At 55.6% G+C, this 16,633-nt stretch carries 14 protein-coding genes; 9 read left to right on the top strand and 5 right to left on the bottom strand.

Going from position 1 to position 16,633, the window contains the following annotated elements:
* Window positions 1-46: 46 nt before the first annotated feature.
* Window positions 47-904 (top strand): deoxyribonuclease IV, encoded by an 858-nt coding sequence (nfo, locus tag D5066_RS07295; protein ID WP_080328605.1) that lies wholly within the window; start codon window positions 47-49, stop codon window positions 902-904.
* Window positions 905-948: 44 nt separating this feature from the next.
* Here nfo and fruA read toward each other — a convergent pair whose 3' ends face one another.
* Genes fruA through fruB form a run of 3 tightly spaced genes read right to left on the bottom strand, consistent with a single transcriptional unit; the run spans window position 949 to window position 4,719 of the window.
* Entirely contained in the window at window positions 949-2,634 is a 1,686-nt protein-coding gene (fruA, locus tag D5066_RS07290; RefSeq protein ID WP_119915483.1) for a PTS fructose transporter subunit IIBC, read from the bottom strand.
* Between the two features lie 16 nt (window positions 2,635-2,650).
* Window positions 2,651-3,589, bottom strand: coding sequence for a 1-phosphofructokinase (fruK, locus tag D5066_RS07285; protein WP_010433510.1), 939 nt, complete (start codon window positions 3,587-3,589; stop codon window positions 2,651-2,653).
* Window positions 3,589-4,719 (bottom strand): fused PTS fructose transporter subunit IIA/HPr protein, encoded by a 1,131-nt coding sequence (fruB, locus tag D5066_RS07280; RefSeq protein ID WP_119915482.1) that lies wholly within the window; start codon window positions 4,717-4,719, stop codon window positions 3,589-3,591. Before fruB ends, fruK begins: the two co-directional genes overlap by 1 nt.
* A 361-nt stretch (window positions 4,720-5,080) precedes the next feature.
* Here fruB and setB point away from each other — a divergent pair, with 361 nt between their 5' ends.
* Window positions 5,081-6,262, top strand: a complete 1,182-nt coding sequence (gene setB / locus D5066_RS07275; protein WP_119915481.1) for a sugar efflux transporter SetB — start codon at window positions 5,081-5,083, stop codon at window positions 6,260-6,262.
* Here the strand turns inward: setB and D5066_RS07270 are convergent.
* Window positions 6,259-6,513 carry a YkgJ family cysteine cluster protein gene (locus tag D5066_RS07270; RefSeq protein ID WP_119915480.1) on the bottom strand — a complete coding sequence of 85 codons (255 nt, stop codon included), beginning with the start codon at window positions 6,511-6,513 and terminating at the stop codon, window positions 6,259-6,261. The two genes, setB and D5066_RS07270, sit on opposite strands and share 4 nt — an antisense overlap.
* Window positions 6,514-6,675: 162 nt before the next feature.
* Here D5066_RS07270 and yeiP point away from each other — a divergent pair, with 162 nt between their 5' ends.
* Window positions 6,676-7,248 (top strand): elongation factor P-like protein YeiP, encoded by a 573-nt coding sequence (gene yeiP / locus D5066_RS07265; protein ID WP_008500940.1) that lies wholly within the window; start codon window positions 6,676-6,678, stop codon window positions 7,246-7,248.
* 116 nt (window positions 7,249-7,364) lie between these two features.
* Here yeiP and uxuA read toward each other — a convergent pair whose 3' ends face one another.
* Window positions 7,365-8,555 (bottom strand): mannonate dehydratase, encoded by a 1,191-nt coding sequence (gene uxuA / locus D5066_RS07260; RefSeq protein WP_119915479.1) that lies wholly within the window; start codon window positions 8,553-8,555, stop codon window positions 7,365-7,367.
* Window positions 8,556-8,760: 205 nt separating this feature from the next.
* Here uxuA and D5066_RS07255 point away from each other — a divergent pair, with 205 nt between their 5' ends.
* From D5066_RS07255 to D5066_RS07230, 6 genes are all read left to right on the top strand, one after another.
* Window positions 8,761-10,227, top strand: coding sequence for a mannitol dehydrogenase family protein (locus tag D5066_RS07255; protein ID WP_119915478.1), 1,467 nt, complete (start codon window positions 8,761-8,763; stop codon window positions 10,225-10,227).
* A 123-nt stretch (window positions 10,228-10,350) separates the two neighbouring features.
* A complete protein-coding gene (locus D5066_RS07250) occupies window positions 10,351-11,337 on the top strand; it encodes a CobW family GTP-binding protein (RefSeq protein WP_119915477.1) in 987 nt (328 codons plus the stop codon).
* Window positions 11,338-11,370: 33 nt separating this feature from the next.
* Window positions 11,371-12,084, top strand: a complete 714-nt coding sequence (locus tag D5066_RS07245; RefSeq protein WP_119915521.1) for a phosphatase PAP2 family protein — start codon at window positions 11,371-11,373, stop codon at window positions 12,082-12,084.
* A 415-nt stretch (window positions 12,085-12,499) separates the two neighbouring features.
* Window positions 12,500-13,069: a bifunctional murein DD-endopeptidase/murein LD-carboxypeptidase gene (gene mepS / locus D5066_RS07240; RefSeq protein ID WP_028013877.1), complete on the top strand. Its 570-nt coding sequence runs from the start codon at window positions 12,500-12,502 to the stop codon at window positions 13,067-13,069.
* Window positions 13,070-13,196: 127 nt separating this feature from the next.
* Window positions 13,197-14,753, top strand: a complete 1,557-nt coding sequence (gene pdeN, locus D5066_RS07235; protein ID WP_119915476.1) for a cyclic di-3',5'-guanosine monophosphate phosphodiesterase PdeN — start codon at window positions 13,197-13,199, stop codon at window positions 14,751-14,753.
* Window positions 14,754-14,827: 74 nt separating this feature from the next.
* The gene (locus D5066_RS07230; RefSeq protein ID WP_119915475.1) at window positions 14,828-16,633 is read left to right on the top strand and encodes an extracellular solute-binding protein; all 1,806 of its coding nucleotides are present in this window, start codon (window positions 14,828-14,830) and stop codon (window positions 16,631-16,633) included.

Raw genomic sequence — 16,633 nt, 5'->3', positions numbered from 1 at the left:
TGTTAACCCGCTATGATAAGCGTTTCGGGTTAACAGGAGTTTTTTTATGAAATACGTTGGAGCGCACGTCAGCGCTGCCGGTGGCCTTGCGAATGCCGCCATTCGCGCCGCCGAAATCGAGGCGACCGCTTTCGCCCTGTTCACCAAGAACCAGCGCCAGTGGCGCGCCGCCCCGCTCACCACCGACGTGATTGACGATTTCAAAGCCGCCTGTGAAAAATACCATTACGGGCCGGGCCAAATCCTTCCCCACGACAGCTATCTGATTAACCTGGGGCATCCGGTTCAGGAAGCGCTGGAGAAATCCCGCGAGGCGTTTCTTGATGAAGTGCAGCGCTGCGAACAGCTCGGGCTGACGCTGCTGAACTTCCATCCGGGTAGTCATCTGATGCAGATTGACGAAGATGCCTGTCTGGGGCGCATTGCCGAATCCATCAACATGACGCTGGATAAGACCAAAGGCGTCACCGCGGTGATTGAAAACACCGCCGGTCAGGGCAGCAACCTCGGCTTTAAGTTCGAACATCTGGCGGCAATTATTGACGGCGTAGAAGATAAGTCTCGCGTGGGCGTGTGCATTGATACCTGCCACGCGTTTGCGGCCGGGTACGATCTGCGCACCACCGAGGCGACGAAAAACACGTTTGATGAGTTTGAGCGAATTGTCGGCTTTAAGTATCTGCGCGGCATGCACCTGAACGATGCGAAAAGCGCGTTCGGCAGCCGCGTTGACCGCCACCATAGCCTGGGCGAAGGCAATATCGGTCACGATGCCTTCCGCTTTATTATGCAGGACGCCCGCTTCGATGGTATTCCGATGGTGCTTGAAACCATCAATCCGGATATCTGGGCAGAAGAAATTGCCTGGCTGAAGGCACAGCAAACCGCTGAACAGGCGGCATAAAAAAAGCCGGGCTGCATTAGCACCCGGCTTTTTTATTGCTTCGCTTACGCTGCTTTCGCCACAACTTCCGCTTCCGGACGTTTCAGCACCGCGTAAGACAGGCCTGCCACCAGCGTACCGGCAACAATCGCCAGCAGATAACCCAGTACCGGGGTGATGGCGCCAGGGATCAGCAGGACGAACAGACCGCCGTGCGGCGCCATCAGCTTCGCGCCAATCGCCATGGAGATGGCGCCCGTTACCGCGCCGCCGACAATACAGCACGGCAGAACACGCATTGGGTCACGCGCCGCGAACGGAATCGCACCTTCGGTAATGAAGCACAGGCCCAGCACCAGCGCCGCTTTACCGCCTTCCTGCTGCGCTTTGTCGAACTTACGACGGGCAATAATCGTCGCCAGGCCGAGCGCCAGCGGTGGCACCATACCGGCCGCCATGATCGCCGCCATCGGCGCATAAGTCTGGGTACTCAGCAGGCCAACGCCAAACGCGTATGCCGCTTTGTTAACCGGCCCCCCCATGTCGGTACACATCATACCGCCGAGGATTGCGCCGAGCAGCACCGCGTTCGCCGTGCCCATGGTTTGCAGCCAGTGGGTCAGGCCCGCCAGGATGCCCGCAACAGGCTTACCAATCAGGTAAATCATCGCCAGACCGACCACCAGGCTGGAGATCAGCGGAATGATCAGGATTGGCTTCAGCGCTTCCATACTCTGCGGCAGCTTCAGCTTCGAGCTAATCAGCTTCGCGACGTAACCCGCGAGGAAACCGGCGATGATACCGCCGATAAAGCCTGAGCCGGTGCTCACCGCCAGCATACCGCCGATGAGGCCCGGGGTCAGACCCGGACGGTCAGCGATGGAGAAGGCGATAAAGCCCGCCAGCACCGGCACCATCAGCGCGAACGCTGAACCGCCGCCGATCTGCATCAGCGCAGCCGCAAGTGTTCCTTCTTCTTTAAATGCCGTAATACCAAACGCGAACGACAGTGCGATACACAGACCGCCCGCTACCACCATCGGCAGCATGTAGGACACGCCGGTCAGCAGGTGACGGTATGCGCCCGCAGACTCTTTTTTCCCTTCGGTCGGGGTTTTCGCTGCGCCGGTGGCCTGATACGGTTTGGCTTCTGCCAGGGCCTTATCAAACTCCTGCGCGGTTTTTTTCAGCGCCAGGCCGGTAGAGGTGCGGTACATCGGTTTGCCGGCAAATTTCGCCAGATCCACTTCGATATCTGCCGCCACAATCACCAGATCGGCCTCAGCGACCTCTTCCGGCGTAATGGCATTGCCCGCACCCACGGAGCCACGGGTTTCAACTTTCACCCACCAGCCGCGTTTTTTCGCTTCGGTTTCAATGGCTTCAGCCGCCATAAAGGTGTGCGCCACGCCCGTCGGGCAGGCCGTGACCGCAACAACGCGTTTCGGACCCGAGGTCGCAGCCGGAGCCGCCGCGACAGGCGCGTTGTAGACGGTCGCGTGACCTTTCGCTTCGCTCAGGAACAGTTCCGGATGTGCCACCGCGCGATTGATATCGCCCAGCCACACTTTTTTGCCGTTCAGCGCGCTGTCAGCGGGGATTTTATCGCCCAGGACAATCGCCAGTTCGGCATCACCTGGGTTATCAATAATGTCCAGGTGTGCTTTTTGTGCCGCCGCGCCCAGCAGGGTCTTCGCCATGTAGGCGCGAGCCTGTCCGAGACCGGAGTCAATGATCAGCAGCGTTTTCATTATTCCTCTCCTGCTGTTAGTTAAAAGGTTTTAAGTCAACGCGCGCCATCATCGCGGCTAACTGGGTACGATCGGTAATACCGACATTGCTCTGGCTCACGGCCAGGGCAGCAACGGCGGTGGCAAGACGTAACGTATGTTCACTGGATTCACGCATCAGCAGGCCGTAAATCAGGCCGCCAACCATAGAATCCCCCGCGCCAACGGTGCTCACCACTTCCATTGACGGCGGTTTGGCAATCCATTCACCTGAAGCGTTAACCCACAACGCCCCTTCAGCACCCAGCGAAATCACCACGTGAGCAATCCCCTGCTCGCGCAGCGCATGGGCAGCCTCAATCACATCTTTTAATTCTGGCAGCTTACGGCCTGCCCAGATCTCCAGCTCGCGACGGTTTGGTTTCACCAGCCACGGAGAGGCTTTCAGTCCCGCCACCAGCGCATCGCGGCTGCTGTCAAAAATGATGCAAGGGCACTGGCTGCGCAGGCGCGTCATCCAGTCGGTGAAGGCTTCCGGGCTCACGCCGGACGGCAGGCTGCCGCTGACGCACACCATATCGAACTGGCCCAGCCAGGTCAGGGAGTCGGTCACAAAGCGTTCCCAGTCAGCAGGCGTCACTTCGAAACCGGAGAAGTTAAGATCGGTCACTTCGCCGTCTTTCTCGGTCAGCTTAACGTTGATGCGGGTACGGCCCTGCACAACCTGAAAACGGTTGGCAATGCCCAGCTCGCTGAACAGCTGCTGGAATCCATCCTGGTTATCTTTACCGAGGAAACCGCCCACAGTGACGTCGATGCCGAGATCCTTGAGCACTTTCGCGACGTTAATCCCTTTGCCCGCAGCATGCAGGCCAGTGGTACGCACGAGGTTGACTTCGCCGCGCTCAATTTCCGGGCAAAATCCCACCAGGTCATAAGCCGGGTTCAGCGTAATAGTGGCAACACGTCTGCTCATTATGCGCCCTCCCCCAGACCCGCCGCGATGGCATCGCCTATCGCTTTCAGCGCCTGCTCAGCATCTGCGCCCTGCGCGGTGAAGCGCAGACGATGGCCTTTCTTCACGCCCAGCGCGACGACTTTCATCAGGCTACGGCCGTTGGCCGGTTTGCCCGAACCATCCAGGTTGGTCACGGTAATCTCGCTTTCAAATTGTTTAATGGTGTTGACCAGCATGGTGCCCGGACGGGCATGCAGGCCGTGTTCGTTACGCACCACGAATTCAGCGTTAAGCACATCATCCGTCAGCGCGTCGTCGCTGGTCAGCAGCGCCAGCACGGTCGCCGCATCGGCATTCAGCAGTTTTTCAGCTTTATTGTTCAGCAGCAGATCGCCCAGACGCTTCAGCACCGAAACCGGCTGCTCATCGTTCATCGCCACGGTTACCAGCATCGCTGCACGCTCGCCGTCTACGTCGAAGGCGGTTGCTGAACGGCTCACGGCAATTGCGCTACGCAGGTTGCCTTCAGCGCTGTCGTTCAGCCAGATACCCTGACCGAGATTCAGCGGTTTATCGTTGATCACACGCGTCACAAAGGTGGCATCAGCAGCGCCCGCTTCTTTCAGGCGACCCGCGTTCAGCGCCTGCAGGGTCACGAGATCGGTTGCGACAACATCCAGCGTCAGGGTTTCGTTATCCAGTTTCAGCGCTTCGTTCTGTTTTTCACCCATCAGCAACGCACGCAGCTCTTCAGCAGTGGTTGCAGACTTAAGCTGTTCCGCTACGGAGTCATCGCTCAGAACGTGCGTCAACTGACGCAGCAGGCCTAAATGTTCGTCGCTGCTGGCCGCAATACCGATAGCCACATAGGCTACCTGACCGTCGCCCCAGAGCACGCCCTGCGGGAACTGATAAACCTTCACGCCGGTCTTCAGCACCTGGTCGCGGGTGTCGGTTGTGCCGTGTGGAATGGCAATGCCATTGCCGAGGAAGGTGGAGGTCTGCTGCTCGCGCGCCAGCATACCGTTTACGTAACCGTCCGCGACGTTACCCGCCTGCACAAGGGCAGCGGCAACCTGACGAATGGCCTCTTCTTTATCCCCGGCCTGAGCGCCCGGGTGAATATCCTGAACAGATAACTGGAACATGGTTCTCCTCTCCTGCTGAAATTGAATCGTTTCAGCTTACATGAGAAAAAATACGCTAGCCTGCTCCGTTTGTTAAAACAAGATAGCGCTGAAACGTTTCAAAAAGTCTTGCGCTTTCTGCAATGGCTTGCAAGAAAAGTCGTATTTCCGATATCAGAATTTAGAGATACTGCACATTTCTTCCGCGTTCAGCTGAATTTTGCTGAAGTTCAGCAAACCAGTTTCAGCTAAGTTCAGCCATGAGGATTACAAGTTGAAATGCCATTTTGATTTTTCGTGGCGTAATTGATTTTACCCACTGTTTATTTTTTAGCTGACGGCGTAAACTCCGCCCCTCTCTGTTACTCGCTAATTATAAAACATGCATAACACCCCTGCGGCCACCTCGCCGAAGCCCTTTGATTTGACGTCAACGGCGTTCCTGATTGTTGCTTTCTTCACGGGCATCGCCGGTGCGTTACAAACCCCGACGCTGAGCCTGTTCCTGACCAATGAGGTTCACGTCCGTCCGGCGATGGTCGGCTTCTTTTTTACCGGGAGCGCCATCATCGGAATTCTCGTCAGCCAGTTTCTGGCCGGTCGATCCGACCGAAAAGGCGATCGTAAAAGCCTGATCGTATTCTGCTGTCTGCTGGGGGTGTTGGCCTGCGTCCTGTTTGCGTGGAACCGTAACTATTTCGTTCTGCTGTTCATCGGGGTATTTCTGAGCAGCTTTGGCTCAACCGCCAACCCACAGCTGTTTGCCCTCGCCCGCGAGCACGCCGACCATACCGGGCGGGAAGCGGTGATGTTCAGCTCGATATTGCGCGCTCAGGTGTCGCTGGCATGGGTGATTGGCCCGCCGCTGGCCTACGCGCTGGCGATGGGATTTGGCTTTACGGTGATGTACCTGAGCGCGGCGGTGGCGTTTGTGGCGTGCGGCGCGCTGGTGTGGTGCTTTCTGCCATCCATGCGCAAAGAGCCCAAAGTGGCGACAGGCGTGCTGGAAGCCCCGCGCCGTAACCGCCGCGACGCCCTGCTGCTGTTTGTTATCTGCACGCTGATGTGGGGTACCAACAGCCTGTATATCATCAATATGCCGCTATTTATTATTGATGAACTGCATCTGCCGGAGAAGCTGGCGGGGATCATGATGGGGACGGCTGCGGGCCTTGAGATCCCGACCATGCTAATCGCGGGCTATTACGCGAAGCGTTTCGGCAAGCGTTTCTTAATGCGCATCGCAGCCGTCGCCGGGCTGCTGTTCTACGTTGGCATGCTGACGGTCCATACGCCAGCCCTGCTTCTTGCTTTACAGCTGCTGAACGCCGTATATATCGGCATCCTGGCGGGGATTGGCATGCTCTACTTCCAGGATCTGATGCCGGGCCAGGCAGGCTCTGCAACCACCCTTTATACTAATACCACCCGCGTGGGCTGGATTATCGCGGGCTCAATGGCCGGTGTCGTTGCTGAAATCTGGAACTATCACACGGTGTTCTGGATTGCGCTGGTGATGTGTACGCTGACGATTGGCTGCCTGGCGAGGATCAAAGACGTTTAAGGCGCGGTGATCGCTTCCAGCTCAAGCAACCAGGTTATCGCCTGTGCGCGCGTGCTGCCGCACATTTCAGCCGAGGGCTGAAGCCCTGAGCAGACCTTCGGGCGCAGGGGAGACTCAAAGATCATACACAGGTTGGATTCAGAGAGCTGAACGCAGCGGGTATTGGCGGGCTTGCCCTCCGGCATACCTGGAATGGGGCTTGAAATGGACGGAGCGGTACAGCACGCGCCGCAATCTGGACGACAATCCATACATGCTCTCTCGGTGGCGAATGCCCGTACAGTCGGGCATCGCGCGCACAGTAACACCTTTTGCGTATTGATAGCAAAAGCCACGAATTCCTCTTGCCTGAAAGGCCGCGCGCGAGTAATTTGGCGCGATATTTTTTACCTCCCGTAGACAGGATTACTGCAATGCCAAGAGCGAACGAAATTAAGAAAGGTATGGTACTGAATTACAACGGCAAACTGCTGATTGTGAAAGATATCGACATTCAGGCACCAAGCGCCCGTGGTGCAGCAACGCTGTACAAAATGCGTTTCGCCGATGTGCGTACCGGCCTGAAGGTGGAAGAACGTTTTAAAGGTGACGATATCGTTGATACCGTGACCCTGACCCGTCGCTATGTTGATTTCTCTTACATCGACGGCAACGAGTACGTGTTCATGGATAAAGAAGATTACACGCCGTACATCTTTACCAAAGATCAGATTGAAGAAGAGCTGCTGTTCATTCCTGAAGGCGGAATGCCAGACATGCAGGTGCTGACCTGGGACGGCGTGCTGCTGGCGCTGGAACTGCCGCAGACTGTGGATCTGGAAATCGTGGAAACCGCGCCGGGCATCAAAGGCGCGTCGGCGAGTGCACGCAACAAACCAGCGACCCTGACCACCGGTCTGGTTGTGCAGGTACCGGAATATCTCTCCGCTGGCGAGAAGATCCGCATCCATATCGAAGAAAAACGCTATATGGGTCGTGCTGACTGAGTATGACATTTGTCGGGTGGCGGCTTCGCCTTACCCGACCTACAAAAACACAAAAACCGGCGCTCAGGCCGGTTTTTTGTAGGCCCGGTAAGCGCAGCGCCACCGGGCAACAGAGCTTACAGAAGCTCCGGATACTTCATCATCTTCAGCGCCAGCTCAACGCCGCGCACTTCCGCCATTCCCTTCAGGCGGCCAATCGCCGAATAGCCCGGGTTGGTTTTTTTACGCAGATCGTCCAGCATCTGATGTCCGTGATCCGGACGGAACGGAATAGGACGCACATCGCCCGCCTGCTTACGACGCGCCTCTTCCGCCAGAATGGCGTCTACGACCGCCACCATGTTTACGTCGCCACCCAGGTGCGCCGCCTCGTGGAAGGTTTTCGGGTTCTCTTCACGACAGGTCGCGCGCAGATGCGTGAAGTGAATGCGATCGCCAAAGGTTTCAATCATCCGCACCAGGTCGTTATCCGCGCGCACGCCGTAGGAGCCGGTACACATGGTAAAGCCGTTATAGATGCTGTTTACCGTCTCTTTCAGCCACTGCATATCTTCAAGGGTGGAAACAATACGCGGCAGGCCGAGAATAGGACGCGGTGGATCGTCCGGGTGCACCGCCAGACGCACGCCAGCTTCTTCCGCAACCGGCACAATAGCGCGCAGGAAATACGCCATGTTCTCACGCAGCTGGTTCTTATCAATATTGCCGTATTCCGCCAGACGCGCGCGGAACTGATCCAGCGTGTAGCCCTCTTCCGCACCCGGCAGGCCAGCAATGATATTGCGGGTCAGCTTTTCAATGTCCGCTTCACTGGCGGCATTAAACCATTCAAGCGCCTGATGCTGCTCTTCGGCGGTATAATCCGCTTCGGCACCCGGGCGTTTCAGAATGTGCAGCTCAAACGCCGCAAAGGCAATCTGGTCAAAACGCAGCGCTTTCGAGCCGTCCGGCATCTGATATTCCAGGTCGGTACGCGTCCAGTCCAGAATCGGCATGAAGTTATAGCAGACCGTATCAATACCGCAGGCCGCCAGGTTGCGAATGCTCTGCTGGTAGTTTGCAATCCAGGTCTGGTATTCACCGGTGTGGGTTTTGATATCTTCGTGAACCGGAATGCTTTCCACGACAGACCAGGTTAATCCCTTCTCCGCCAGCAGCGCCTGACGCTGTTGAATTTCCTCAACCGGCCAGACCTGGCCGTTAGGAATGTGATGCAGCGCCGTGACGACACCCGTTGCGCCAGCCTGACGCACATCATCAAGAGAAACCGGATCGTTCGGCCCATACCAACGCCAGGTTTGTTCCATTGCCTCATCCTCTCAAGTTGTTATACCAATATAGGTAACTGCAATGACGACTACCATACATGTTTACCGCGAAGGGTCAACACACCGCCACACATTGATTGATCAAACTCACAGAACGGGGATATTTACGGCTCACCAATTTTATTTGCTGTCATATAACTTTACACTGGCATTGTTAATTAATGGTTAATCAGGTGTGTATTTCATGAAGACAATTGCCTCCACCTCGCTTCCTGCTCATGTTCAGCTCCCTCGTTACGATCGCAAGCAACTGCGCTCCCGCATCGTCCATTTTGGCTTCGGTGCGTTTCACCGCGCGCACCAGGCATTGTTAACAAACCGGGTGCTGAATGAAAAAGGCGGCGACTGGGGGATCTGTGAAATAAGCCTGTTCAGCGGCGACGTGCTGATGAGCCAGCTGCGCGCGCAGGATCATCTGTTCACCGTGCTGGAGAAAGGGGCTGAAGGACATCAGCCGATTATTGTTGGCGCCGTACATGAATGCCTGAATGCAAAGCTGGACTCGCTGCCCGCCATAATTGAGAAGTTTTGCGAACCGCAGGTGGCGATCGTATCGCTCACCATTACGGAGAAAGGCTACTGCATCGATCCCGCCACCGGTAAGCTGGATCTGCAAAACGCCCGGATCCTTCACGACCTCGAAAATCCTTCTGAACCGCACTCCGCCCCGGGGATCCTGGTCGAAGCGCTCAATCGCCGCCGCGAGCGCGGCTTGCCTGCGTTTACCGTGCTTTCCTGTGACAATATCCCGGACAACGGCCACGTGGTGAAAAATGCGGTGCTCGGCATGGCTCACAAGCGCTCCCCGGCGCTGGCGGAGTGGATCGAAGGTCACGTGAGTTTCCCGGGAACGATGGTCGACAGAATTGTTCCCGCCGCGACGGAGGCCTCGCTTGTAGAAATCGCCGACGCACTCGGCGTTGACGATCCGTGCGCCATCAGCTGCGAGCCGTTTATTCAGTGGGTAGTGGAAGATAATTTCGTCGCCGGGCGTCCGGAGTGGGAAGTGGCGGGCGTTCAGATGGTGCAGGACGTTCTGCCGTGGGAGCAGATGAAATTACGCATGCTCAACGGCAGTCACTCTTTCCTGGCGTATCTGGGGTATCTCGCCGGATACGCGCATATTAATGAATGCATGGAGGATACCACCTTCCGCGAAGCCGCCCGGCGGTTAATGCTGGATGAGCAGGCACCCACGCTGCGCATAAAGAATGTCGACCTGACGGCTTACGCCGACAGCCTGATAGAGCGTTTTGCTAACCCGGCGCTGCAGCACCGTACCTGGCAAATCGCGATGGACGGCAGCCAGAAACTGCCGCAGCGGATGCTGGATGGGATCCGCGTTCACCTTGAGCGCAAAACCGCATGGCCGCTACTGGCGCTGGGCGTCGCCGGCTGGATACGCTACGTCAGCGGATCCGACGAACGTGGCAATGCGATTGACGTTCGCGATCCCCTCAGCGAAAAAATCCGCACGATTGTCGACGCCAGCAGCGACGCCGACCGCGTTAGCGCGCTACTGGGGCTGAGCGAGGTCTTTGGTCACGATCTCGCGCAACATCGCGTTTTCGTTGAGGCTGTCAGCCAGGCATATCAGCGCATCACCCGCCATGGCGCACGTCAGGCTGTTATTGAAACGTTAAATCTTTAGCGATTATTGCGCTTAATGCGAACGGATATCGCCTCCGTTCGCCCTCCCCCTTCTCATTGCGCCCGTTTTTCGCCAGGATAAGAGCATAGTGTTATAGCATCACAATTCTCTTGCGGAGCGCACGTGACCAAAACCAACCTCATCACCGGTTTTCTCGGCAGCGGTAAAACCACCTCTATTCTTCATCTGCTGGCGAATAAAGACCCCGCCGAGAAATGGGCCGTGCTGGTCAATGAATTCGGCGAAGTGGGCATTGATGGCGCGTTGCTGTCATCCAGCGGCGCGATGATTAAAGAGATCCCCGGCGGATGCATGTGCTGCGTAAATGGCCTGCCGATGCAGGTTGGGCTGAATACGCTACTGCGTCAGGGCAAACCGGACCGCCTGCTGATTGAACCCACCGGTCTTGGTCACCCGAAGCAGATCCTCGATTTACTGACCGCGCCGGTTTACGAGCCGTGGATCGATCTGCGCGCCACGCTATGCCTGCTCGATCCGCGTCAGCTTCTGGATGAAAAAGCGGTGGCCAATGAGAACTTCCGCGATCAGCTCGCCGCAGCAGACGTGATCGTCGCCAATAAAGACGATCGCGCCACGGCGGAAAGCCGGGCCGCGCTGGACACGTGGTGGCAACATTTCGGCGGCAATCGGACGCGGGTGCAGGCCACTCAGGGGAATATTGATAGCGCCCTGCTCGATCTTCCCCGCCTGAATCTGGCGGAACTTCCAACCAGCGCGGAGCATGCGCATCACCATCCTGCAAAGCAGGGTCTGGCTGCGCTTAGCCTGCCGGAACACCAGCGCTGGCGTCGTAACCTGAACAGCGGTCAGGGGTATCAGGCCTGCGGCTGGATTTTCGATGCCGATACCGTTTTCGATACCATTGGCATCCTTGAGTGGGCCAGGCTTGCGCCGGTCGATCGCGTGAAAGGGATCATGCGCACGCCTGACGGGCTGGTGCGAATCAACCGCCAGGGCGACGATTTCTTTATCGAAACGCAAAACGTCGCGCCGCCTGACAGCCGAATAGAGTTAATTAGTGCGGTTAACGCCGACTGGAATGCCCTGCAGACCAGCCTGTTGAAGATTCGTTTAAGTTCGGGCGGCTAACGTTGCCCCAGTTTTCCTTCTATGCTGAACGTTATGACAACTCGATTTCCCCTGATACTACTGCTTAATGTCGCCGGTCTGGCGCTTTTCTTCTCCTGGTATATCCCGGTGAATCACGGTTTCTGGTTCCCGCTGGATTCAGCCCTGTTCCATTTCTTCAACCAGGGGCTGGTGAAGAGTGACGCCTTCCTGTGGCTGGTCGCGATCACCAATAACCGCGCCTTTGACGGTTTTTCCCTGCTGGCCATGGGCTGTCTGATGCTCTCTTTCTGGCTTAAAGAGGATGTCACGGGGCGCCGTCGCATCCTGATTATCGGGCTGGTGATGCTTCTGGCTGCGGTGATTATTAATCAGCTGGCGCAACATCTGATGCCGGTAAAACGCGCCAGCCCTTCGCTCTCTTTCCCGAATATTTATCGCGTGAGTGAACTGCTGCATATTCCAACAAAAGATGCCTCGAAAGACAGTTTCCCGGGCGATCACGGCATGATGCTGCTTATCTTCGCCGGTTTTATGCTCCGCTATTTCGGCAAGAAGGCCTTTGCTATCGCCCTTCTTATTGTGGTGATATTTGCATTCCCACGCGTGATGATTGGCGCGCACTGGCTGACGGATATTGTTGTGGGTTCGCTTTCCGCCGTGCTGATTGGTCTGCCGTGGGTTCTGATGACGCCTTTGAGCGATCGCCTGATTACCGTTTTCGATCGCTATCTTCCGCGTAGAAAGCAACAAAACTTGAACAAATAAATACCGTTTTTTAACGTAAACTATCGGGGATCATCACGATCCCTGATAATGCTCATCCTGCGATCTTTCTGCACTGTCATATTCTTGTCATCACATTCGTGATAAAAATGAAGCAATTGCGCGATTACGCGGCGGATCTGCCGCTATTTTGTGCAATGACAAATTTTTACTTCCTGTATCACAATTTCTTATAAAAAAAAGGTTCTTTTTACTCGCAATAGCCCTGGCAATCGGTTAATCTCGAACTCGTTTTGCCCCATGGAGATAATTATTTCGATGGTGAATAATTTTGTGCGCTGCACCACAAATGTCACCAGAAACAATTGTCTCAATGTGAACAGATAATTAGTCTCGTCACGTTTGGCATTTTTATAACGATATTTGTCGTTAAGGACTTCAAGGGAAAATAAACAAAATGGTCAAATCTCAACCGTTTCTGAGATATATCTTACGGGGGATCCCGGCGATAGCAGTCGCGGTACTGTTATCGGCATGTAGTACATCGAACACCGCAAAGAATATGCATCCTGAGACGCGTGTTGTGGGAATGGAAGATTCCTCGTCACTGCAAGCCTCTCAGGATGAATTTGAAAATATGGTACGTAATCTGGACGTGAAGTCCCGCATTATGGACCAGTATGCTGACTGGAAAGGCGTGCGTTACCGTCTTGGCGGCAGCACCAAAAAAGGCATTGATTGTTCCGGTTTTGTACAGCGTACGTTCCGTGAGCAATTTGGGTTAGATCTTCCGCGTTCGACTTACGAACAGCAGGAGATGGGCAAGTCGATTTCACGTACCAAACTGCGCACCGGTGATTTAGTGCTGTTCCGTGCAGGTTCGACGGGTCGACATGTGGGCATCTATATTGGTAATGACCAGTTTGTACATGCCTCCACCAGCAGCGGTGTGACCATTTCCAGCATGAATGAACCATACTGGAAGAAGCGCTACAACGAAGCGCGCCGCGTACTGACCCGCAGTTAATATGATAATTGTATCGTTGGTTATCCCTTGGCTGGCGATACAATAAAAAAAAGCACTGCTTCGGCGGTGTTTTTTTTTGCCCGTTACACTGAATACATCCAGCGGCATTTCAGGAATCACGACGTCTATGCTCACCCGCTACTTCTCCAGTCATCGCAAGATACTGATCCTCAGTATTATTACCGGCCTGGTCACTGCCCTGCTCCTGGGTTCATTGCAATTTTTCTGGAGCTACCACAAGCGTGAAGTCCGGTTCGATACGCTGATCATGGATGTGCGCATCTATATGGAGAGCTATTTTGACGAACTGAAAGCCTCTATCGACGTGCTCCAGCCGCTGACGCTCAATAATTGCGCGGATGTTAACGCGGAGCTGACCTCACGTGCGGCCTTCAGCCTCAACGTGCGCGCGTTTCTGCTGGTCAGGGATAAAATGGCTTTCTGCTCGTCAGCCACCGGGCCACTGAATGCTCCGATGGAGGAGCTCATACCCGGGCTGCACATCAACAAGCAGGTGGATATCGCCCTGCTGTCCGGCACGCCCATGCTGCCTAATAAGCCGGCGATTGCCATCTGGTATCGTAATCCGCTCGTGAAGGACGGTGGCGTATTCACCTCAGTGAATCTCAACCTGACGCCGTACCTGCTTTATACCGCGCGCCAGGACGAGTTTGCAGGCATCGCGATCGTCATCGGCGAAAATGCGTTATCCACCACCTCAAGCACCCTCGTCAAAGCAAAGGATTTACATGAAACGCCTGCGCGCACTGCGACGCTCAAAGACGTTCCTCTGACCATCAACCTGTACGCCGAGGAGTGGACGAGCGATGAGATACTTTACGCCCTGTTCTTCGGGCTGGTGTGCGGCATTGCGGCAGGGTCGCTTAACTTCTACATCCTCACGACGCGTCTCAATCCGGGCAAAGAAATTCTGAGCGCCATTAAGCGCGGCCAGTTCTACGTGGTTTATCAACCCGTTGTCGATGCCAAATCGCTCAGGATGACCGGGCTTGAAGTTCTGATGCGCTGGAAACACCCGACCATGGGTGAAATCCCGCCGGACGCCTTTATCAATTTTGCCGAAGCGCAGAAGTTGATTGTCCCGCTGACGCTACATCTGTTTGATCTGATTATTCACGATGCGCCAGTGTTACAGACCGTACTGCCGCCGGGGGCGAAAGTGGGCATCAATATCGCGCCGGGGCATTTGCATGCGGAAAGTTTTAAAGACGATATGCGCACCTTCAAGGCTCTGCTTCCGCCCGATTATTTCCAGATCGTACTGGAAATTACCGAGCGCGACATGCTTAATCATCGGGAAGCCAACAGCCTCTTCGAATGGCTGCACAACGAGGGGTTTGAAATTGCCATCGACGATTTCGGCACCGGCCACAGCGCGCTGATCTATCTTGAACATTTCACCATGGACTACCTGAAAATCGACCGTGGTTTTGTCAACGCAATCGGTACAGAAACCGTGACCTCCCCGGTGCTGGATGCCGTACTGACGCTGGCAAGAAGGCTGAATATGTCGACCGTTGCGGAAGGGGTGGAAACGCCGGAACAGGCAACCTGGCTGCGCGAACATGGGGTTAATTTCCTGCAGGGATACTGGATTAGCCGCCCGATGCCGCTGGAGCAGTTCCGCGCGTGGCAAAATACGCTGTCGCCTGACGGTGAATAATTTCACATTGCCCGTGGCGTCACTTATTATTCAGCTTAACTGAGCCGGTCTGTAAAAGAGGGAGCCGCCGCGAGATGTTAATGCGCTTTATGTTGCTTTGGTTGGCAGTCGTGAGCCTGTCCAGCCAGGCGCAAACCATCAAGGAGAACATCGCGTTCGCCGTGATTGGCGAGCCCAAATATGCGGTCAACTTCACGCACTTTGATTACGTCAATCCTGCCGCGCCGAAAGGCGGAAAGGTCACGCTCTCCGCGACGGGAACGTTCGACAACTTTAACCGCTTCGCCCTGCGCGGCGTGGCTGCGGCACGAACGGAATCACTTTACGATACGCTTTTTGTCACGTCGGATGATGAACCTGGCAGCTACTATCCGCTGATTGCCGACAACGTGCGCTACGCGGATAATTTTTCCTGGGCCGAAATCACGCTTAACCCTCGGGCCCGATTTCATGACGGCACACCGGTCAAGGCCAGCGACGTGGCCTTTACGTTTCACAAATTCATGACCGAAGGCGTACCTCAGTTCCGTATTGTGTATAAAGGCACGACGGTACGCGCCATTGCGCCCCTCACCGTACGCATTGAACTGAGCGAACCGAACAAAGAGAATATGCTCAGCCTGTTCTCGCTGCCGGTTATGCCTGAATCGTTCTGGAAGAACCATAAGTTAAGCGACCCGCTCTCCACGCCGCCGCTGGCCGGTGGCCCTTACCGCATTACCGACTGGCGCATGGGGCAGTATGTGGTCTATTCCCGCGTGAAAGACTATTGGGCGGCAAACCTGCCGGTCAACCGCGGGCGCTGGAATTTCGACACCCTTCGCTATGACTACTACCTTGACGATAACGTGGCGTTTGAAGCGTTCAAAGCTGGCGCCTTTGATTTGCGCGTGGAGAACAGCGCCAAAAACTGGGCGACCCGCTATATCGGTAAAAATTTCGCTAAAGGCTACATCGTTAAAGACGAGCACAAAAACGAATCCGCCCAGGACACGCGCTGGCTGGCGTTTAACATTCAGCGTCCGGTATTTACCGACCGCCGCGTTCGGGAAGCAATTTCCCTCGCTTTTGATTTTGAATGGATGAACAAAGCGCTGTTTTACGGGGCGTACAGCCGCGCGAACAGCTATTTTCAGAACACCGAATATGCCGCGCGCGATTACCCGAAAGCCGACGAACTGATCCTGCTGGCGCCGCTGAAAGCGGAAGTGCCGCCAGAAGTGTTTACCACGGTGTTTCAACCTCCTGCCTCAAAGGGTGACGGCTACGACCGGGACAACCTGCTGAAGGCCAGCAAGCTGCTGGATGAGGCGGGCTGGCAGCTGAAAAATCAAAAGCGTGTGGATGCCAAAACGGGCAAGCCTCTCAGTTTTGAACTGCTGCTCTCCTCCGGCGGCAACGATCAGTGGGTGCTCCCGTTTAAGCACAACCTTGCGCGGCTGGGGATCACCATGAACATTCGTCAGGTCGATAACGCGCAGATCACCAACCGCATGCGCAGCCGCGATTACGACATGATGCAGCGCCTGTGGCCCGCGCAGCCGTGGCCCAGTTCGGACCTGCAAATCTCCTGGGCCTCCAGCTACATCGACTCTTCGTACAATGCGCCAGGCGTAAAAAGCCCGGCGATTGATACGTTGATTGCGAAAATTGTGGCGGCGCAGGGCGATAAAGAAAAACTCCTGCCGCTCGGTCGCGCTCTCGACAGGGTGTTAACCTGGAACTACTACATGCTGCCCATGTGGTATATGGGCGAAGACCGCCTTGCTCGCTGGGATAAATTCTCCGTGCCAACGGTGCGCCCTGTCTATTCGCTGGGCTTTGACACCTGGTGGTATGACGTTAATAAAGCCGCCAGACTTCCCGCTGAGCGGCGATAA

This window comes from Enterobacter chuandaensis, from assembly GCF_003594915.1.
GTDB lineage: Bacteria > Pseudomonadota > Gammaproteobacteria > Enterobacterales > Enterobacteriaceae > Enterobacter > Enterobacter chuandaensis.
The sequence above is the reverse complement of the archived record's forward strand: the minus strand, read 5'-3'. Positions and strand labels throughout refer to the sequence as shown.

What these genes read in the sequence shown, in the direction of transcription:
- setB (WP_119915481.1), top strand. Translation starts at nt 5,081, where the DNA reads ATGCATAACACCCCTGCGGCCACCTCGCCGAAGCCCTTTGATTTGACG.
- yeiP (WP_008500940.1), top strand. Translation starts at nt 6,676, where the DNA reads ATGCCAAGAGCGAACGAAATTAAGAAAGGTATGGTACTGAATTACAAC.
- uxuA (WP_119915479.1), bottom strand. Translation starts at nt 8,555, where the DNA reads ATGGAACAAACCTGGCGTTGGTATGGGCCGAACGATCCGGTTTCTCTT.
- nfo (WP_080328605.1), top strand. Translation starts at nt 47, where the DNA reads ATGAAATACGTTGGAGCGCACGTCAGCGCTGCCGGTGGCCTTGCGAAT.
- pdeN (WP_119915476.1), top strand. Translation starts at nt 13,197, where the DNA reads ATGCTCACCCGCTACTTCTCCAGTCATCGCAAGATACTGATCCTCAGT.
- fruA (WP_119915483.1), bottom strand. Translation starts at nt 2,634, where the DNA reads ATGAAAACGCTGCTGATCATTGACTCCGGTCTCGGACAGGCTCGCGCC.
- D5066_RS07245 (WP_119915521.1), top strand. Translation starts at nt 11,371, where the DNA reads ATGACAACTCGATTTCCCCTGATACTACTGCTTAATGTCGCCGGTCTG.
- D5066_RS07230 (WP_119915475.1), top strand. Translation starts at nt 14,828, where the DNA reads ATGTTAATGCGCTTTATGTTGCTTTGGTTGGCAGTCGTGAGCCTGTCC.
- mepS (WP_028013877.1), top strand. Translation starts at nt 12,500, where the DNA reads ATGGTCAAATCTCAACCGTTTCTGAGATATATCTTACGGGGGATCCCG.
- fruK (WP_010433510.1), bottom strand. Translation starts at nt 3,589, where the DNA reads ATGAGCAGACGTGTTGCCACTATTACGCTGAACCCGGCTTATGACCTG.
- D5066_RS07255 (WP_119915478.1), top strand. Translation starts at nt 8,761, where the DNA reads ATGAAGACAATTGCCTCCACCTCGCTTCCTGCTCATGTTCAGCTCCCT.
- D5066_RS07270 (WP_119915480.1), bottom strand. Translation starts at nt 6,513, where the DNA reads ATGGATTGTCGTCCAGATTGCGGCGCGTGCTGTACCGCTCCGTCCATT.
- fruB (WP_119915482.1), bottom strand. Translation starts at nt 4,719, where the DNA reads ATGTTCCAGTTATCTGTTCAGGATATTCACCCGGGCGCTCAGGCCGGG.